The following is a 15220-nucleotide window of genomic DNA, read 5'->3' as shown; positions in this document are numbered from 1 at the left end:
TTAGAAAGAAGAACAAATGAAAATAAAGGTTATAAATAAAAGTGCACACGCACTCCCTCATTATGAGACCATTGCTAGCGCAGGAATGGATTTGCGTGCAAATATCACAGAGTCAATCACGATAGGACCGTTAGAAAGAGCTATTGTTCCTACCGGGATATTTATGGAGCTACCAGTAGGTGTAGAGGCTCAAGTAAGACCACGTAGTGGCCTAGCTGCAAAAAAGGGCGTGACTGTGCTCAATGCTCCTGGAACCATAGATGCAGATTATAGAGGAGAAGTGGGAGTAATCCTTGTAAACCTATCTAATGAACCGTTTACAATTGAAAATGGAGAGCGCATTGCACAGATGGTCATTGCAAAGCACGAGCAAGGGCAATGGGAAGAAGTAACAGAACTCTCAAGTACAGATCGTGGTGAAGGCGGTTTTGGGAGTACTGGGGTAAAATAAGAAATGACACCTAGCAACATAATAGCAACCTTATTATAGAAAAATTTATATAAATGAAAATAATAGTACCAATGGCCGGTCTAGGCTCTAGATTGCGACCACATAGTTTAACAATACCAAAACCACTAATTCCCGTAGCGGGAGCGCCTATTGTGCACAGACTTGTAAGAGATATTGCAAAGATCTTAAAGCAACCTATAGACGAGATTGCTTTTGTACTAGGAGACCCTACATTTTTTGGTGATGCTGTAATTGCACAACTTGAAGAGCTTGCAGAGAGTCTTGGAGCAAAAGCATCTATTTATCGCCAGGGAGCGCCATTAGGAACTGGTCACGCTATTATGAGTGCAGAGCCTTCTTTAAGTGGTCCTGCGGTAATCGCATATGCAGATGCACTTATACGCGCAGACCTGGAACTAGATCCAGAGGCAGATAGTGTAATCTGGACTAAGAAAGTGCCTAACCCAGAAGCTTACGGAGTTGTAAAACTTAATGAGAAAGATGAGATTGTAGAGCTTGTAGAGAAGCCAGAAACTTTTGTGTCTGATCAAGCGGTGATAGGTATATATTATTTTAAGGATGTAGCCGTTCTTAAAGAGAAGCTTCAAGAAGTTCTTGATGAAAACCTTATGAATGGAGGTGAGTATCAGATTAACGATGGTATTAAGAAAATGATGGCAGAAGGTCGTATTTTCAAAACTGGAACCGTAGATGAGTGGATGGATTGTGGTAATAAAGAGGTTGCCATAGATACTAATTCTAAGATGTTACAGTTCTTACACGATGAGAAGGAAGAGCAACTCATAGCAGACACTGTGGTAAATGAAAATTCAACTATTATTGAGCCTTGTTTCATTGGCGAAAATGTAGTTCTTAAAAATTGTACCATAGGTCCAGGTGTTGCGATAGGAGCTGGCACAACTATTGAAGATAGTACCATAAGTCACAGCTTAATCCAGCAAGATAGTGTGATAAAAAACGCACAGTGGACAGAAGCGATGATAGGTAATAAAGTACAATATAATGGAGAGCACACACGCGTAAGTTTAGGGGATTACACGGTGATGAAATAAGTTTTATATAATCATATTTAATGAAAAAAGGAATCTACATACTCATACTCACGATCGCTTTTACACTAGTAAAGGATCGTGCGTATGGGCAATTCTTAAAAGAAGCAAATCCTTTTGCAGATGAGAATGTAGATGACCTAGGTAATGTTTCAGACGATTTTCAGACATCTTTCTTTGAAGCATTAAAACAAAAGGGAATTGAGAATTATGAGCGTGCCATTATGGAGCTTAACAAGTGTATCTCAATGTCACCATCTAGTCATCCTATTTTATATTTTGAGCGAGGTAAAAATCACGTATTCTTAAAAAAGTATGATGAGGCTGCTTTAGATTTTAATAAGTTTTTAGAACTCGAGCCAAATAATGAAGATGTACTAGAAGCACTATATGAAGTCTACTTCCAGCAGCGAGATTATGATGCTGCTGAGACTACAGTAAAAAATCTCATTAATTTTGACGTGCAGTATAAAGAAGATCTAGCACGTATCTATACAAGCACAAAAAGATATAACGAGGCGCTAGATCTTATAGATGAGCTTGATGAAGAAATAGGTACAGATATATATCGTGATAGATTAAAAAACAGATTGTATCTACTCTCTGGAGATACATCTAGGCAGGTAAAAGCTATAGAGAAAAATATAGCCTCAAACCCTAAAAGTGAAGCAGAGTATCTTAAACTCATATTGCTTTATAGCGAGCAAGGAAATACGCAAAAAGCTTATGAAACCGCTCTAGAACTTCAAAAGGTAAACCCATATGCAGATGAGGTACACCTAGCTCTGTATAAGTTTAATCTCAATGATAATAAAATAGACGAGGCCATAAGCTCTATGCAAAAAGTACTGGAAAGTACTCGTATGAGTGCCGCAGCAAAGCATCGCGTGCTTAATGACTTTGTGCTATTTGTAAACGGTAACCCACAATATGAACCGCAGTTAGAAAAAGCCATTGCAGTTTTTGACACACAGGTGGGAGATTCTAATATTTATCAAGAATTAGCTTCTTATTACATTAAAAAAGGAAGTAAGGATAAGGCACTGCCATATCTAAAGAAAGCTTTACAAAGTGATCCAGAAAATCTCGAGCTTATTAAAAACACAAGCCTTTTACTTTTGGACTCTGGAAGCTTTAAAGATGCCGAAGAGATTGCTGCAAATGCACTAGACCTTTATCCATCACAGCCGCTATTATACCTTACTTATGGAGTCGCACTTAATAATCAAGGTAAATTTAAAGCAGCCATAGATCAACTTGAACTAGGTGTAGATTATGTGATAGATGATGTAAAGATGGAAATAGATTTTTACCAGCAACTGGGCGATGCACATAAAGGAGACGGTAAGGCTTCTACAGCAAGTAAATACTACAATAAAGTAGAACAATTAAAAGCGCAAGGATAATAATGAGAAAGCTCGTTTACATTATTTTATTAGTTGCTCTCGCAAGTTGTGGTGCAAAAAAAGCAGCGAGTACTAGTACTGCCGAAGATGTCTCTGCAAAACGACTTATTACTGAGTATTACAACAATGCACTCACTTATAAAACGCTAGATGCCCGTACCAAGATAAAGTACAGAGATAAGAAAGGATCAAAGCCTACAGTAACACTTACGATACGTATAGAAAAAGACAAAAAAATCTGGCTAAACGCGTCACTCATTGGTTTTTCTGGTGCTCGCGCCTTGATTACACCACAAAAGGTACAATTTTACGACAAGCTCAATAATCAATATTTTGATGGAGACTTTACATTTCTTAGTCAGTACTTAGGAGTAGATATAGATTTTTATCAGTTACAGCGATTGCTTACGGGACAAACTGTTTATGACCTAAGAGAGGGAAAGTATACCTTTAAAGAAACGCAAACGGGTTATGAGGTCACACCAAAAAAGCAACTCAAGGAGGCACTCATCTTCTTTGGGATTGCTACTCAAAATTTTGTCACGCAAGAACAGCGCATAGAGCAAACAGATGGTAACGGGACTTTAGATATCGCATATGGAAATTACAAACAGATAGGAAGTAAGACCTTCCCATTTTCGCTAGATATTCTTGCAGATGATGGTCGCAACCAGTCAGAGGTACAAATCGAGTTTCGTGATATAGATTTAGATGGAGAGGTGCGTATGCCGTTTAGTATTCCTTCTGGATATGAAGAAATAAAGCTAGATGCAAAGAGATAGGCGCATATATATAGCTCTTCTGAGTGTTTTTATGATGCTCTTTGCTACGCAAGCGGCTTTTGGTCAGTCTGCAAAGCAAAAGCAACTAGAACAGCGTCGTGAGGCTCTTAAAAGGGAAATGCGACAGTTGCAGCGCTTACGCGAAACAAATAAGAAAAAAGAAATATCTATTCTTACCCAAGTAGAAGATCTGGACACCCAGATAAGACTACGCTCAGATCTCATACGAGTTACAAATAGTCAAGCCAATTTATTGTCAAGAGAGATTAATGAAAATCTCGTAAAGATGGAAAACCTCCGTAAGGAGCTCGCCATATTAAAAGAAGATTATGGTGAGATGATACGCAAATCGTATAAAAGTAAGAGCGGGCAAAGCAGGGTGATGTTCTTACTCTCTAGTGAAGATTTTAAGCAAGCTTACAAGCGTGTGCAGTATATGAAGCAGTATGCAAACTACCGCAAGAAGCAAGGTGAGCAAATCAAGGAACGCACAATACTTATACAAGAGACTAATAAAAAACTAGTCAAGCAAAAAGCAGACAAAGAAACCCTCATTGTCGAAAATAGAACAGCAAAAAAGGAACTAGATAAAGAAAAGCAACGCCAGGATCTACTCATAAAAGAAATACGTAAAGAGTCTAGTACCTATATCGCTCAGATCAAAAAGAAACAAAAGGAGGCAGATCGTATAGATAGACAGATAGATAAGCTCATTGCAGATGCTATTGCTGCCAGTAATAAAAAAGCAGGTAAATCTACAAGCAGTAAGACATTTGCCCTCACACCAGCAGAGGTTACACTCGCAAAAGAGTTTTCTAGTAATAAAGGTAGACTCATATGGCCAGTAGAGCGTGGCCGCGTGGTAAGACCTTACGGTAAGTCTGCACACCCTACCTTACCCGGGATTACTTTAAGCAATAGTGGTGTAGATATAGAAACTACAGAAAATGCTACCGTAAGAGCCATCTTTGAGGGAGAGGTAACTTCTATACAAGACGCAAAGGGAGCAAACATTGCTATTATCATAAGGCACGGTGATTATCTTACCACCTATTTTAATCTTAAAAATATTAAAGTAAAACTGGGTCAAAAAGTAACTCTTAAACAGCTACTAGGTGAAGTCTCTCGTAATGCATTTACAGGCAAGAGCATTCTTAAATTTAGGGTAAGTAAAAACCAGACCAAGCTCAACCCTACACAATGGATAAGTAGACGATAGCTGCTGGTTTACGCTTTCGCGAAAGCGTACTTCTAAGTATCATTTGGCATTTCATTTATAATTTTTTGTAATAAGCTTAACACAAGCGAGTTACATAAGTTTTAAATTTAGGGCTATGAAACATCTTATCCTCTTGCTCTTAATTTTATTCGCTTCAATTATTAGTGCTCAAAACACCACAACCACGGCAGAACCTCGTTTTTCTCTAAACGCAATAGGTGCGCTACCTAGTAATGTAGGAGAACCCAATAAAGAATTTTATGATCAAACACGCACGCTACTTGTGGGGACATCTTTAGGTTATAAGTCTAGCTTACAGGGTGGGATATCAAGGTCACGTGTAGGTAATGACGAGGTGGTCGAGTTTCCTCTTATTTTTAGATATCAAGCCACAAAGGGTATAAGTGCATACCTGGGTGTACAAGGGCAAGTAGTGAGAGGGCTTGACACCAGCGGGCTTATGTTTACAGAGTTTGCCCCTACTATGGGAATAGATGTGCAATTTACACCAGAGTGGGATGCAGGTATTCAGTTTATGGCACCCGTATATCAAAATAGTGCTGCGCCTGCAGTAAGCTACGAGCTATCGCACCCTATTAGATTAAGAACAGGTATAAAATTTTAGTGTTTTCTAGGCTTGTAAACTTTAGCACAACCATAACACTTTTTAATACAGTCTTATTACAATAGACATCTCATTGTGAGTAAATTAGTGGTGAACTTAAAAAGAAAGATTATGAACTCGACAGAATTAGAAGGAAAGTGGAATCAAGTAAAAGGAGATTTCAAACAGAAATATGGTAAGCATTTTGATAATGATGAGACCTTTGCAGATGGAAAGATGGATGAGGTTCTAGGCCGTATTCAAGAAAAAACAGGAAAAACAAAAGAGGCTATTAAAGAAGAAATAGAAAAGTGGTAATAGCCCATAGATACAAATAAAAAAAGCCTCCATTATGGAGGCTTTTTTATGTTATATAAATAATGCTTTGAGCTCTGTTGCTTCTGCAGGTTTCATCTTGCCTGCAAGCACAAGTGATAGTTGTTTACGGCGTAAGGCTGCATCATAACGCTGTTTCTCAAGATCAGATTCTGGTACAACTTGAGGTACTGGTACAGGCTGTCCTTGCTCATCTACTGCCACAAAGGTGTAAATCGCCTCGTTTGCTTGCGTTTTAAGGCCGCTCTCGCGATCTTCTATCCATACATCTATAATGACTTCCATAGATGTTTTAAATGCTCTAGAAATCTTTGCTTCTACAGTAACAACGCTCCCTAGAGCAATCATTCTATTAAAAGCTACGTGATTTACAGATGCTGTAACAACGATACGACGTGAGTGACGTCTTGCAGCAATACTAGCTGCTCTATCCATACGAGCAAGTAGCTCACCTCCAAAAAGATTACCCAGTGGGTTAGTCTCACTTGGCAGTACAAGATCTGTAAGTATTGTTTTTGAGTCGCTTGGTGTGCGTGAATCCATAGATATTCAATTTTGGCGCAAAGGTACACCAAAGTAGAAAAGGGAAACAGTAAAATGTATAAAGAGTATTAATCGATACTTTGTACAAGTAACCAAGCATCTTGATTATCTGTCTTGCGTATTGCTCTAAGTTCTGAAAGTGCTTCTTGAGAGTCTGTAAAGCTTCCGTATACTACTTGATGCAGTCCATACTTGTTAGTCCCTATGGTACGAGCTTTATATCCTTTTTCTGTAAGCTGGTCTACACGCTTCTGGGCATTTTCTTCCATACGGAAGGCGCCCGCTACAATGTGATAATTACCTGCAGGCTTTGTAAGTGACAGCTGTATAGCTGGTAAAGGATTAGGGATAACAAAAGTCGCTTCTTGTATCTTATCTTCTAGCTGCTCTCTTGCTTGCTCTTGTGCCACATAGTTATGCTCTTTTACATCTTGAACATAGTTAAAGCTAGCCGCTCCAAGAACGCCAAAGGCGATAACCGCTGCTGCTGCATACTTAAGCCAAGAGTTACTTGCCTTACGTTCTGGTGTAAAAGCAATAGGTGTTGTCTCCTCAAGTGCAGTAACTTCTTCTTTATAAACTTCTCGCATAATCTCTGGCGAGGTAAAAGAAGATAGACCAAAAGAATCTGTAAGATAGTTGAGGTGATATGATGGCTCAAACTGTAATCTACTCTCTGTGTCTAGAGATAGTGTACCTATGTTTGTAAGCGTTTGTGACTCTCCCTTATGCAGGTTGTCATAAAGAAAGCGCACGTAGGTTTTAATACGATTACTCGCCTCACTATGAGGAATCATCTCTGTCTTTGCAATATAGTTTGCCAGTAAACCATCACTGTCTGTAAGTTGTGCATTAAATGACAATTTCTTTTTAGGCGGATAAAAAGCGTGTGTAGTGGCGTGTATTTGCGCACTTTGGATTTGAGTCAAAAAAGCCCCAAAACCTGGTAAAATTACACACTCATATCTGTATAAAAGGTCACTTATGTATTGGTCTAACTGCATAACTCAAAAATAGTCAAAATGTCTAGTCACGCAACAAGGCGAGATATATTTTATTAACAGATATAATAGTTGTTACTTAGTAGCCTCAATTTCAAGCATTAATGACAGAAAAAGAATTACTCGCACTTCTTACCTTACAATACACACCAAATCTGGGTGATGGTTCTATAAAAAAACTGCTTCAGCACTTTGGTTCGGCTACGGCGGTTTTAGAACAGAAAAAGAGCACATTGCTTAAGATAGATGGCATAGGTGAGCATAAACTTAAAGCTTTTGGTAATGAGGAGTATCACGCTTTCGCGAAAGCGGAATTAAAATTCATACAAGATAACAACATAAACGTCTGTGCATTTACAGATGAGCAATACCCACAACGCCTTAAACACTGTCTAGATGGACCAGTGCTGCTATTTTCTAGAGGAAACATAAACTGGAATAATAGAAGAATTATAAGCATTGTAGGGACTAGAAAGATTACCACCTATGGGGAGCATTTTATAAAAAAGCTCATTAAAGATTTGGCTCCCTTAAATCCGCTTATTATCTCTGGCTTTGCTTATGGGGTAGATATTACCACACATAAAGCGTGTATTGAGCACGGATTGCAAAATGTAGGTGTACTGGCTCACGGGCTTAATCAAATTTACCCCAAGGTGCACGCTAAGTATATGAGCGATGTAGAGGCAAATGGTGGTTTTGTTACAGACTTCTGGAGTAAGAGCAGTTTTGTACATACTAACTTCTTACAGCGCAACCGTATTATTGCTGGGCTGTCTGAGGCGACTATCGTTATAGAATCTGCAGAGAAAGGAGGTTCTCTTGTGACTGCAGACTTTGCAAATGGATATAATCGAGACGTGTTTGCGGTACCGGGCAGGGCAGAAGATAAGCAGAGCTTAGGTTGTAATAATCTCATAAAACAGCAGCGAGCAAATCTTATGACTAGTGCTGCAGATCTTATTTATATACTGGGCTGGAAACTAGAGCAAGAACAAGCTCCCGTGATCCAAAAACAACTTTTTGTAGAACTTACAGATGAAGAAAAACTGGTATGGCGCTTCTTAAAAGACAATGGCAAAGAGCTTATGGACATCATCGCTCTTAATTGTAAATTGCCCACTTACAAGATTGCAAGCATCTTATTACAAATGGAATTAAAAGCAGTAATAAGGCCTCTCCCTGGGAAACTCTTTGAAATTATCTAGTAACATAATATATTTAAGTAGCTGATTTTGAGTTAATTGAATTTTTGGCACGTGGTTTGAATACTGTTAAGGGAATCCAAAAACAAACAGTATGAAAACGATCAAACATTTTATTGCAGTAGCGCTCGTCGCCATTTTGTTTACTTCGTGTTATACAGAGGCGATTGTAGAAGTAGATCCATATGTAGAGGTTAATAATGGACCTACACTTAATCAAGTATTAACAGATTATGAGATTTGGTATGTAGATATAGATGCCTCATCTGGAAATATAGTTGTACCATTTTTACAAAAGGCATTTACAGTTTCTTTTAGAGGAGGAAATATTTTTGCAAATAATAACCTTTCTGGTTTAGGGTACAATGGAGCCGGGTTTGGGATAGATGTAGGTAGCTATGATACCTTTGGTTTTGAGCTAGATGCTTATCACGATTTAGATGGAGACTACAGCTTTGACGTACGCCAGTTATCTGGTAATGAGATAGAATTATATCACCCGTCTACAGGAGCGAGATATATACTGGTAGGTTACCAGCGCAACACCTTTGACTATGACTTAGTGTTTTACAATAACATACACTACTTCTTACAAGAGTTTGAGGCTTGGGAAAAAATATATACGAGTCAAGAAGGTGAGATTAATCCTTTTGATAATGAGAACTACTTACAGTTTTTACCAGCAGGGGTTTCTGGCAACTTTAGAAGCTCTGAAGATGGTAATGGTACACCAGTAAATAATATATACTGGGACTATGATGGGATTTATGATGTAGATGATGTACCTGGTGATTTTTACCTAAAAACTTTAACACTAGATTATAATTTTCCAGACAATGAGTTCTTTGACCTTACCGTTATAGATGACGAGACCATAGAGTTATATCAAGTAACTACAGGTACTACCTATCAGTTTAGAGGTAGAGGGTATATAGAGTTTAGAACCTCAGAAGATGGGAAGTCTAAAACCTTACCTAAGTTACGTAAGAAGACATCAGAAATTAAAAAAGAAATAGAAGCGCTCAAGGCGAAAAAAGCAAAAGCGTTAAAATAAAAAGGAGCACTGTACAACCACAGTGTGACGCATAAAGATTTTTTGGTTGGTTATTTAGTTGGAAAACCCTTACCTAAGTGTTACTTAGCGTAAGGGTTTTCTGTTTTAAGAAAGCATTATTTCTATAGATATAATGCATAAAAATGAAGACTAATGTACTAGAAGATTATTATTGCCAAACTCCTCTTAACAATACCGTATAAACACCTACTTTTTTGTAAATTGACTACACAATAAAAACACTAACTAAAAATTATAATTATGGGATTATTTTCATTTATTAAAAATGCCGGAGCAAAAGTATTCGGAATAGGAAAAACAGAAGAAGAAGAGGCGGCAGAAGCAGCAGCGGTAGCTGAAGAAAAGATTGCAATGGAAAATGCAAAAGCAGCAAGTAATATGGCAGAAACTATTAGTGACCTTGGTCTAGATGTAGATGATCTAGATATATCTATAGATGGTGATGTAGCTGTTGTTGCAGGTAGTGCACACGACCAAGCTACTAAAGAAAAGGTAATCCTTGTAGTAGGAAACTCTACAGGTATTGCAACGGTAGACGATAGACTTACTGTAGAGAACCCAGAGCCAGAAGCTCGTTTTTATACTGTAGAAAAAGGAGATTCTTTAAGTAAGATCTCAAAAGCGATGTACGGAGACCCAATGAAGTACCCACAAATTTTTGAAGCAAATAAGCCTATGCTTAAAGACGTAGATTTAATTTATCCAGGTCAAGTATTACGTATTCCTCACTTAGAGAAATAAAAGAAAGCGCTCAAGCGCGATTATAGACTAATTAAAAGAACAAATATGAAGGGCGATAGTCTGGAATGTTTGTTCTTTTTTTATGTAATAAATTCATCTAGTTTAATGAACCAAAAATGTTCAGAACCTCTTTGCTCATATTCATTAAGACTAACACCCAGAATACCACAGCGAGCCCTGCAAAGAATTTTGCTTTACCCAGGTGAGCATTATGAGGTTCTTTTCGAGCCTTGACGTACTTTATAATTGTAAAGACACTGGAAACAATAAATATTGCCGTGGCAAAACCTGTTAAAAAATCAGGTAAGTCATTACTTGATTTAATAACTCTGTTTAATATAAAATATACTAGGAAAGACACAACCATCATAAGCCCGTAGTAAGTGGCTTCTTTTGCATTTTGGTCGGTGAGATCTCTTTTAGGCATCAGGATTATCTATAAAAACTCATCTCGTCTATGAAGGTGTAAACTTCTGGAGGAAGTAGTGGTCGTATGTTTTTATCCTCCTTAATCGCCTTACGTATCATTGTAGATGAAATCTCCATTATAGGAGCGTCTACTTTGTGAATCTTTGGGTGATTATCAAACTGTGTTTCAACCGTACCTTCAGAGATTCTAGGGTATACATAGATGTCGTGACGCTCAAGAATAACTTCATAATTTTTCCACTTATGAAGGCTTTTAAGGTTGTCCTCACCCATTATTAAACAAAACTCGTGCTGAGGATACTTTTCTTCTAGATGAGCTAGCGTGAATACCGTATAGTTAGGCTGTGGTAAGTCAAACTCAATATTACTTGGCTCGATTTTATCATAATGCTCTACAGCCTCCATTACCATCTGGTAACGATGGTGATTGTTAAGAAGACTACTCTTCTTCTTAAAAGGGTTGTGAGGCGTGATAACCATCCAGATTTTATCTAGATCACTATACTCTGCCATATGATTTGCAATAGCAAGATGCCCTATGTGTATAGGGTTAAAAGTTCCAAAGTATAGACCTATTTTCAAGGGATAGTAAGTTTTGAGTTATTTCTTTTGGAGCGGGTTTGTGTCAAAGGCAATTCCGTCCCAACCGTATTTGATAAAATTTCTAATATTTTGGTGATCTGTACCCTTTGGGTTTTGTAACACATCTTCTCTGTAATATGCGCCAAAACATTGTAGCGTATCGCTTTTACTTAGTCCTTGCTCTTGTGCAAATGCAAAGAGCTTACAAGAGCCATTGTTCTCACCTGCGTCATTATGAATGTCACCATTCTTAAAAGAGCTAGGCGTAAAAGTATATAGCGCTTCTATAACAGCTATTGTATCTGTAAACTCAATCTCAGTAGGTGAGGTAGCAAGTTTGGTCTTAAAATCTTGTAATGTCATTGCGCTATTATTTTACAAAATCGGTAACAAGTGTAACCGCCTCTTTGAGAGCTTTTTCTAGATTATCATTGAGAATAATATGATCAAATTGTGGTGCCGTAGCAAGCTCAACAGAGGCTTTTGCAACACGCATATTGATTTTATCTTCACTTTCTGTACTACGTTTTTTAAGACGTATTTTAAGCTCATCTACACTAGGTGGTTTTACAAAAACGGCAAGTGTCTTATCTGGAAATTTTTTCTTTATGCGTAAACCGCCTACTACGTCTATATCAAATATAACGTGCTTACCCATCGCCCAGATACGTTGTACTTCTTTCCAGAGTGTACCGTAAAAGTTGTCACGATAGACCTCTTCCCATTCTAGAAAGTCGTCTGCTTTGATATGGTTTTTAAACTCCTTAAGAGAGATAAAGTAATAATCTGTGCCGTGTACTTCTGTGCCACGAGGTTCTCTACTAGTTGCAGAGATACTAAACTCTAGATTGAGCTCTGGTTGACCCAAGAGATGTCTTACAATTGTTGTTTTACCACTACCAGAAGGCGCCGAAAAAACAATGAGTTTCCCCGTGTGATTTAGTTCTTGTGCGTCAGGTTGTTTTCCCATTAGAGTACGTTTAATACTTGCTCTTTTATTTTTTCTAGCTCATCCTTCATTTGCACCACTAGCTGTTGCATAGGTGCATAATTAGATTTTGAGCCTATGGTATTAATCTCACGACCTATTTCTTGACCTATAAAGCCCAGTTTTTTACCGTTAGAGTTATCAGATTCTAGTGCTTCTGTAAAGTAATCTAGGTGATTTTTAAGACGTACCTTTTCTTCTGTGATATCGTATTTCTCTAGGTAATAAATAAGCTCTTGCTCAAACCTATTTTCGTCAAGATTAACCTTGAGATCTGCAACGGCTTTCTCCAGACGTACCTTTACATCTGCAAGACGATCTTTATCAAGAGTGATAACTTCATCTAGTAAACGCTGTAGATTTTTAATGCGCAGTTCAAACTCAGTCTTGAGAGAGTTACCCTCATCTAGTCTGTAAGCGTTTATCTCTTTAAGCGCACCTTCTAGATTAGTAACAATGGCTTTGTACTCATTTTCATCCAGTTCTTCACGTTCAGTTTTGAGAGCATCTGGAAGTCTCACAGCCATTTTAAGTAGCTCTATCTCGCTAGGCTCACCAGCAACAGCGTTTGACAGCTGTTTCATATAGGTGTTTACAACAGATTCATTAATCGCTGTATTGGTGTTTTCGCCAGTGCTTTCTATGTAGAGACCTACATCTATCTTACCACGTTCTAGAGCTTTTGCCACCATATTGCGTAGTGCGAGTTCCTTCTCACGATATGTAGAAGGGATACGTGCATTGAGATCAAGGTTTTTGCTGTTAAGCGATTTGATCTCGATAGTAATCTTTTTTCCGGGAAGCTGTACGACACTCTTCCCAAAACCAGTCATTGATTTTATCATAGCGCAAAGATAATGGTTCAGTAAGTAATGAAAAATTAAGAATGACTGTGGTTTTTTACGCTTTCGCGAAAGCGTAATCACACCCTATTTTACTTTTTCTTGCATATAAGAGCGCACCTGGTAGTTAGCCAGCACAACATATGCTACTAATGCTATATAACCACCGTATGCGGCATAAGGGCTTTCTAAAAAGAGAAGACAGCTACAAATTGCAAAAAGTGCAATGGTGCCTATCCCGTACTTTTGAGCAAGAAAGGAGTATGCTTTATCCCAAGTGGCCTGATCTCTCATCCACCATTCTGGAGCTTTTGATAAAAAAGGATTACCCAGCGATGGCGGAAAGTAACGTGTATTTATAAATAATGCCAGACTTATGAGTGCTGGGGCAAATGTTGTAAGGAGTGCAGGGAAGTTCATTAATCTAATTTACGTAACCAAATATTTCTATACCCTACACCACTCATATCGCCGTGATCTTGCAGTACAATTGGGCCGTCACCGTGAGCATTGTTTTTTGGAAAACCTATGTACTCTGTACTTCCTTTGATCTCGTAGTGATCTTGGATGAGTACACCATTTAAAAATACGGTGATTGTAGCAGCTTTTGTTTTTTTACCTGCAGCATTAAACGCTGGCGCGTGAAAAACAATGTCATAGCTGTTCCACTCTCCAGTAGGCTTTGCAGCCATAACGTCTGGAGCTTTTTGCTTATAAATAGAGCCTACCATACCGTTTACATAGGTGTCATTATCATTGTTGTTTAAGATTTGTACTTCGTATAAGCCTTGAAAAAACACACCACTATTACTTCTGTTTTGGTTAGTCTGTGTGTTGTTTGGGTCACTGCGCCATTCTAGGTGTAATTGCACACTCCCGAAGTCTTCTTTGGTCACAATATCTCCCGTTTTATCTTTTACGGTCATACTGCCGTCTTGATTAATCGTCCACTTAGGAGCGCCGCCGTCGTTTTTACTTTTCCAAGCGTTGAGGTTTGTGCCGTCAAACAATACTACAGCATCACTAGGGATACCGGTCTGCCCGTTTATAGCAACCTTTGCAGGTTTTGGACCCCATACTTCTGTTTGTTCTGGTTTTGTAGGTTCGTCACCCACATTTCCTGAGCCACACGATGTAATGGTTAGTGCTGTTGCGATAATTCCTAAATGGTATAATTTCATAATCTATAATTCTTTTATTGTAATGTTGCGGTACCATACTTTATCTCCGTGATCTTGGAGACCTATGTGACCTTCTTGATATTTACCAAAGCCTTTCCAGTCTGCAAACTTAGTCTTTGCAACCATAGCATCCCACTCTTCGCCATTTACGGGGAAGGTATATGCTTCTTTACCGTTAAGGCTTACTTTACCTAGATTGCTATCGTGATTGATATAAAGCGTCACTTTGTTCCACTCGCCAGCGGGATTGATCATACCGTCTGCAGGTTTTATCATATCATAAAGAGATCCTGCTTTGTGCGTTCCATTTGCCACCTTTGCATCTGGGTGACGCTCGTCATCTAGCACTTGTATCTCTGGGCCAGTTTCATACGCTTCTTTAAACTCTGGTGATTCTTTTACACCCCAAAAGATGCCACTGTTACCACCTTCAGAAACTTTCCACTCTAGATTGAGTTCAAAGTTTTTATAGGTGTTTTTTGTAATGATGTTTTTACCACCTTCTTCACCCGGTGCAAATGCCATTGCTCCATCTTCTATGGTCCAGTTGTCGTGCATACCGTCTGTACCATATCCTTTCCAAGCGTTGAGGTTAGAGCCGTCAAAAAGAACAACTTTATCACTAGGCTCTGCAATTTTTTTGCCGCCTATGGAGAAGGTGTTGCCTTCTCCGCTCCTAATGTCTACAACCGTGGTTTTAGTTTTGTTTTTACAAGCAAGTGTAATTAAAGCTATTGCTGCGATATAGATTGTTCTTTTCATAAT

20 protein-coding genes are annotated in these 15220 nt (G+C 38.5%); 10 read left to right on the top strand and 10 right to left on the bottom strand.

From position 1 onward, the window contains the following. Window positions 1-16: 16 nt before the first annotated feature. From dut to ACJJVM_RS07525, 7 genes are all read left to right on the top strand, one after another. Window positions 17-451, top strand: a complete 435-nt coding sequence (gene dut / locus ACJJVM_RS07555) for a dUTP diphosphatase (RefSeq protein ID WP_038598233.1) — start codon at window positions 17-19, stop codon at window positions 449-451. A 53-nt stretch (window positions 452-504) separates the two neighbouring features. Continuing rightward, window positions 505-1524, top strand: coding sequence for a sugar phosphate nucleotidyltransferase (locus ACJJVM_RS07550; protein WP_405211274.1), 1020 nt, complete (start codon window positions 505-507; stop codon window positions 1522-1524). A gap of 20 nt (window positions 1525-1544) precedes the next feature. Continuing rightward, window positions 1545-2927 (top strand): tetratricopeptide repeat protein, encoded by a 1383-nt coding sequence (locus ACJJVM_RS07545; RefSeq protein WP_405211273.1) that lies wholly within the window; start codon window positions 1545-1547, stop codon window positions 2925-2927. A gap of 2 nt (window positions 2928-2929) precedes the next feature. Further along, entirely contained in the window at window positions 2930-3709 is a 780-nt protein-coding gene (locus ACJJVM_RS07540; RefSeq protein ID WP_405211272.1) for a DUF4292 domain-containing protein, read from the top strand. Continuing rightward, window positions 3696-4928, top strand: a complete 1233-nt coding sequence (locus ACJJVM_RS07535; protein WP_405211271.1) for a murein hydrolase activator EnvC family protein — start codon at window positions 3696-3698, stop codon at window positions 4926-4928. Before ACJJVM_RS07540 ends, ACJJVM_RS07535 begins: the two co-directional genes overlap by 14 nt. A 115-nt stretch (window positions 4929-5043) precedes the next feature. Continuing rightward, a complete protein-coding gene (locus ACJJVM_RS07530; protein ID WP_405211270.1) occupies window positions 5044-5553 on the top strand; it encodes a hypothetical protein in 510 nt (169 codons plus the stop codon). A gap of 111 nt (window positions 5554-5664) precedes the next feature. Continuing rightward, the gene (locus ACJJVM_RS07525) at window positions 5665-5850 is read left to right on the top strand and encodes a CsbD family protein (protein ID WP_038598248.1); all 186 of its coding nucleotides are present in this window, start codon (window positions 5665-5667) and stop codon (window positions 5848-5850) included. Window positions 5851-5901: 51 nt separating this feature from the next. Here ACJJVM_RS07525 and ACJJVM_RS07520 read toward each other — a convergent pair whose 3' ends face one another. Then, window positions 5902-6411 (bottom strand): acyl-CoA thioesterase, encoded by a 510-nt coding sequence (locus tag ACJJVM_RS07520; protein ID WP_035326344.1) that lies wholly within the window; start codon window positions 6409-6411, stop codon window positions 5902-5904. 68 nt (window positions 6412-6479) lie between these two features. Then, complete coding sequence (locus tag ACJJVM_RS07515) at window positions 6480-7415, bottom strand: SPOR domain-containing protein (RefSeq protein WP_299149268.1); 936 nt, start codon at window positions 7413-7415, stop codon at window positions 6480-6482. Window positions 7416-7516: 101 nt separating this feature from the next. Between ACJJVM_RS07515 and dprA the strand changes: the two genes are divergently transcribed. From dprA to lysM, 3 genes are all read left to right on the top strand, one after another. After that, window positions 7517-8620 carry a DNA-processing protein DprA gene (dprA, locus tag ACJJVM_RS07510; RefSeq protein ID WP_405211269.1) on the top strand — a complete coding sequence of 368 codons (1104 nt, stop codon included), beginning with the start codon at window positions 7517-7519 and terminating at the stop codon, window positions 8618-8620. 91 nt (window positions 8621-8711) lie between these two features. Beyond that, window positions 8712-9671, top strand: a complete 960-nt coding sequence (locus ACJJVM_RS07505) for a nicotinic acid mononucleotide adenyltransferase (protein WP_298349893.1) — start codon at window positions 8712-8714, stop codon at window positions 9669-9671. A gap of 261 nt (window positions 9672-9932) precedes the next feature. Further along, window positions 9933-10433, top strand: coding sequence for a peptidoglycan-binding protein LysM (gene lysM, locus ACJJVM_RS07500; RefSeq protein ID WP_035326359.1), 501 nt, complete (start codon window positions 9933-9935; stop codon window positions 10431-10433). A 97-nt stretch (window positions 10434-10530) separates the two neighbouring features. On the opposite strand, the gene ACJJVM_RS07495 is transcribed toward lysM, so the two are convergent. From ACJJVM_RS07495 to ACJJVM_RS07460, 8 genes are all read right to left on the bottom strand, one after another. Continuing rightward, the gene (locus ACJJVM_RS07495) at window positions 10531-10860 is read right to left on the bottom strand and encodes a hypothetical protein (RefSeq protein ID WP_405211268.1); all 330 of its coding nucleotides are present in this window, start codon (window positions 10858-10860) and stop codon (window positions 10531-10533) included. Window positions 10861-10865: 5 nt separating this feature from the next. Further along, window positions 10866-11444: a nicotinate (nicotinamide) nucleotide adenylyltransferase gene (gene nadD / locus ACJJVM_RS07490; RefSeq protein ID WP_405211267.1), complete on the bottom strand. Its 579-nt coding sequence runs from the start codon at window positions 11442-11444 to the stop codon at window positions 10866-10868. An 18-nt stretch (window positions 11445-11462) separates the two neighbouring features. Further along, window positions 11463-11807 (bottom strand): HopJ type III effector protein, encoded by a 345-nt coding sequence (locus ACJJVM_RS07485; protein WP_405211266.1) that lies wholly within the window; start codon window positions 11805-11807, stop codon window positions 11463-11465. 7 nt (window positions 11808-11814) lie between these two features. Then, a complete protein-coding gene (gene gmk / locus ACJJVM_RS07480; RefSeq protein ID WP_035335184.1) occupies window positions 11815-12414 on the bottom strand; it encodes a guanylate kinase in 600 nt (199 codons plus the stop codon). Continuing rightward, window positions 12414-13277 carry a YicC/YloC family endoribonuclease gene (locus tag ACJJVM_RS07475; protein WP_035326365.1) on the bottom strand — a complete coding sequence of 288 codons (864 nt, stop codon included), beginning with the start codon at window positions 13275-13277 and terminating at the stop codon, window positions 12414-12416. The genes gmk and ACJJVM_RS07475 overlap by 1 nt, the downstream gene beginning before the upstream one ends. An 84-nt stretch (window positions 13278-13361) precedes the next feature. Continuing rightward, window positions 13362-13694: a hypothetical protein gene (locus tag ACJJVM_RS07470; RefSeq protein ID WP_035326367.1), complete on the bottom strand. Its 333-nt coding sequence runs from the start codon at window positions 13692-13694 to the stop codon at window positions 13362-13364. Beyond that, on the bottom strand, window positions 13694-14455 hold the full coding sequence (locus tag ACJJVM_RS07465; RefSeq protein WP_405211265.1) for a DUF1080 domain-containing protein: 762 nt from the start codon (window positions 14453-14455) through the stop codon (window positions 13694-13696). The genes ACJJVM_RS07470 and ACJJVM_RS07465 overlap by 1 nt, the downstream gene beginning before the upstream one ends. 3 nt (window positions 14456-14458) lie before the next feature. After that, the gene (locus ACJJVM_RS07460; RefSeq protein ID WP_405211264.1) at window positions 14459-15217 is read right to left on the bottom strand and encodes a DUF1080 domain-containing protein; all 759 of its coding nucleotides are present in this window, start codon (window positions 15215-15217) and stop codon (window positions 14459-14461) included. Between the last annotated feature and the right edge of the window lie 3 nt (window positions 15218-15220).

The sequence above is a fragment of the Dokdonia sp. Asnod2-E02 genome, from assembly GCF_045063915.1.
Lineage (GTDB): Bacteria > Bacteroidota > Bacteroidia > Flavobacteriales > Flavobacteriaceae > Dokdonia.
This window is presented reverse-complemented; position numbering and strand designations above follow the sequence as displayed.

Excerpts from the sequence above, each read along its gene's own strand:
- dut (WP_038598233.1), top strand. The coding sequence starts at position 17 with ATGAAAATAAAGGTTATAAATAAAAGTGCACACGCACTCCCTCATTAT.
- ACJJVM_RS07550 (WP_405211274.1), top strand. The coding sequence starts at position 505 with ATGAAAATAATAGTACCAATGGCCGGTCTAGGCTCTAGATTGCGACCA.
- ACJJVM_RS07545 (WP_405211273.1), top strand. The coding sequence starts at position 1,545 with ATGAAAAAAGGAATCTACATACTCATACTCACGATCGCTTTTACACTA.
- ACJJVM_RS07540 (WP_405211272.1), top strand. The coding sequence starts at position 2,930 with ATGAGAAAGCTCGTTTACATTATTTTATTAGTTGCTCTCGCAAGTTGT.
- ACJJVM_RS07535 (WP_405211271.1), top strand. The coding sequence starts at position 3,696 with ATGCAAAGAGATAGGCGCATATATATAGCTCTTCTGAGTGTTTTTATG.
- ACJJVM_RS07530 (WP_405211270.1), top strand. The coding sequence starts at position 5,044 with ATGAAACATCTTATCCTCTTGCTCTTAATTTTATTCGCTTCAATTATT.
- ACJJVM_RS07525 (WP_038598248.1), top strand. The coding sequence starts at position 5,665 with ATGAACTCGACAGAATTAGAAGGAAAGTGGAATCAAGTAAAAGGAGAT.
- ACJJVM_RS07520 (WP_035326344.1), bottom strand. The coding sequence starts at position 6,411 with ATGGATTCACGCACACCAAGCGACTCAAAAACAATACTTACAGATCTT.
- ACJJVM_RS07515 (WP_299149268.1), bottom strand. The coding sequence starts at position 7,415 with ATGCAGTTAGACCAATACATAAGTGACCTTTTATACAGATATGAGTGT.
- dprA (WP_405211269.1), top strand. The coding sequence starts at position 7,517 with ATGACAGAAAAAGAATTACTCGCACTTCTTACCTTACAATACACACCA.
- ACJJVM_RS07505 (WP_298349893.1), top strand. The coding sequence starts at position 8,712 with ATGAAAACGATCAAACATTTTATTGCAGTAGCGCTCGTCGCCATTTTG.
- lysM (WP_035326359.1), top strand. The coding sequence starts at position 9,933 with ATGGGATTATTTTCATTTATTAAAAATGCCGGAGCAAAAGTATTCGGA.
- ACJJVM_RS07495 (WP_405211268.1), bottom strand. The coding sequence starts at position 10,860 with ATGCCTAAAAGAGATCTCACCGACCAAAATGCAAAAGAAGCCACTTAC.
- ACJJVM_RS07485 (WP_405211266.1), bottom strand. The coding sequence starts at position 11,807 with ATGACATTACAAGATTTTAAGACCAAACTTGCTACCTCACCTACTGAG.
- gmk (WP_035335184.1), bottom strand. The coding sequence starts at position 12,414 with ATGGGAAAACAACCTGACGCACAAGAACTAAATCACACGGGGAAACTC.
- ACJJVM_RS07475 (WP_035326365.1), bottom strand. The coding sequence starts at position 13,277 with ATGATAAAATCAATGACTGGTTTTGGGAAGAGTGTCGTACAGCTTCCC.
- ACJJVM_RS07470 (WP_035326367.1), bottom strand. The coding sequence starts at position 13,694 with ATGAACTTCCCTGCACTCCTTACAACATTTGCCCCAGCACTCATAAGT.
- ACJJVM_RS07465 (WP_405211265.1), bottom strand. The coding sequence starts at position 14,455 with ATGAAATTATACCATTTAGGAATTATCGCAACAGCACTAACCATTACA.
- ACJJVM_RS07460 (WP_405211264.1), bottom strand. The coding sequence starts at position 15,217 with ATGAAAAGAACAATCTATATCGCAGCAATAGCTTTAATTACACTTGCT.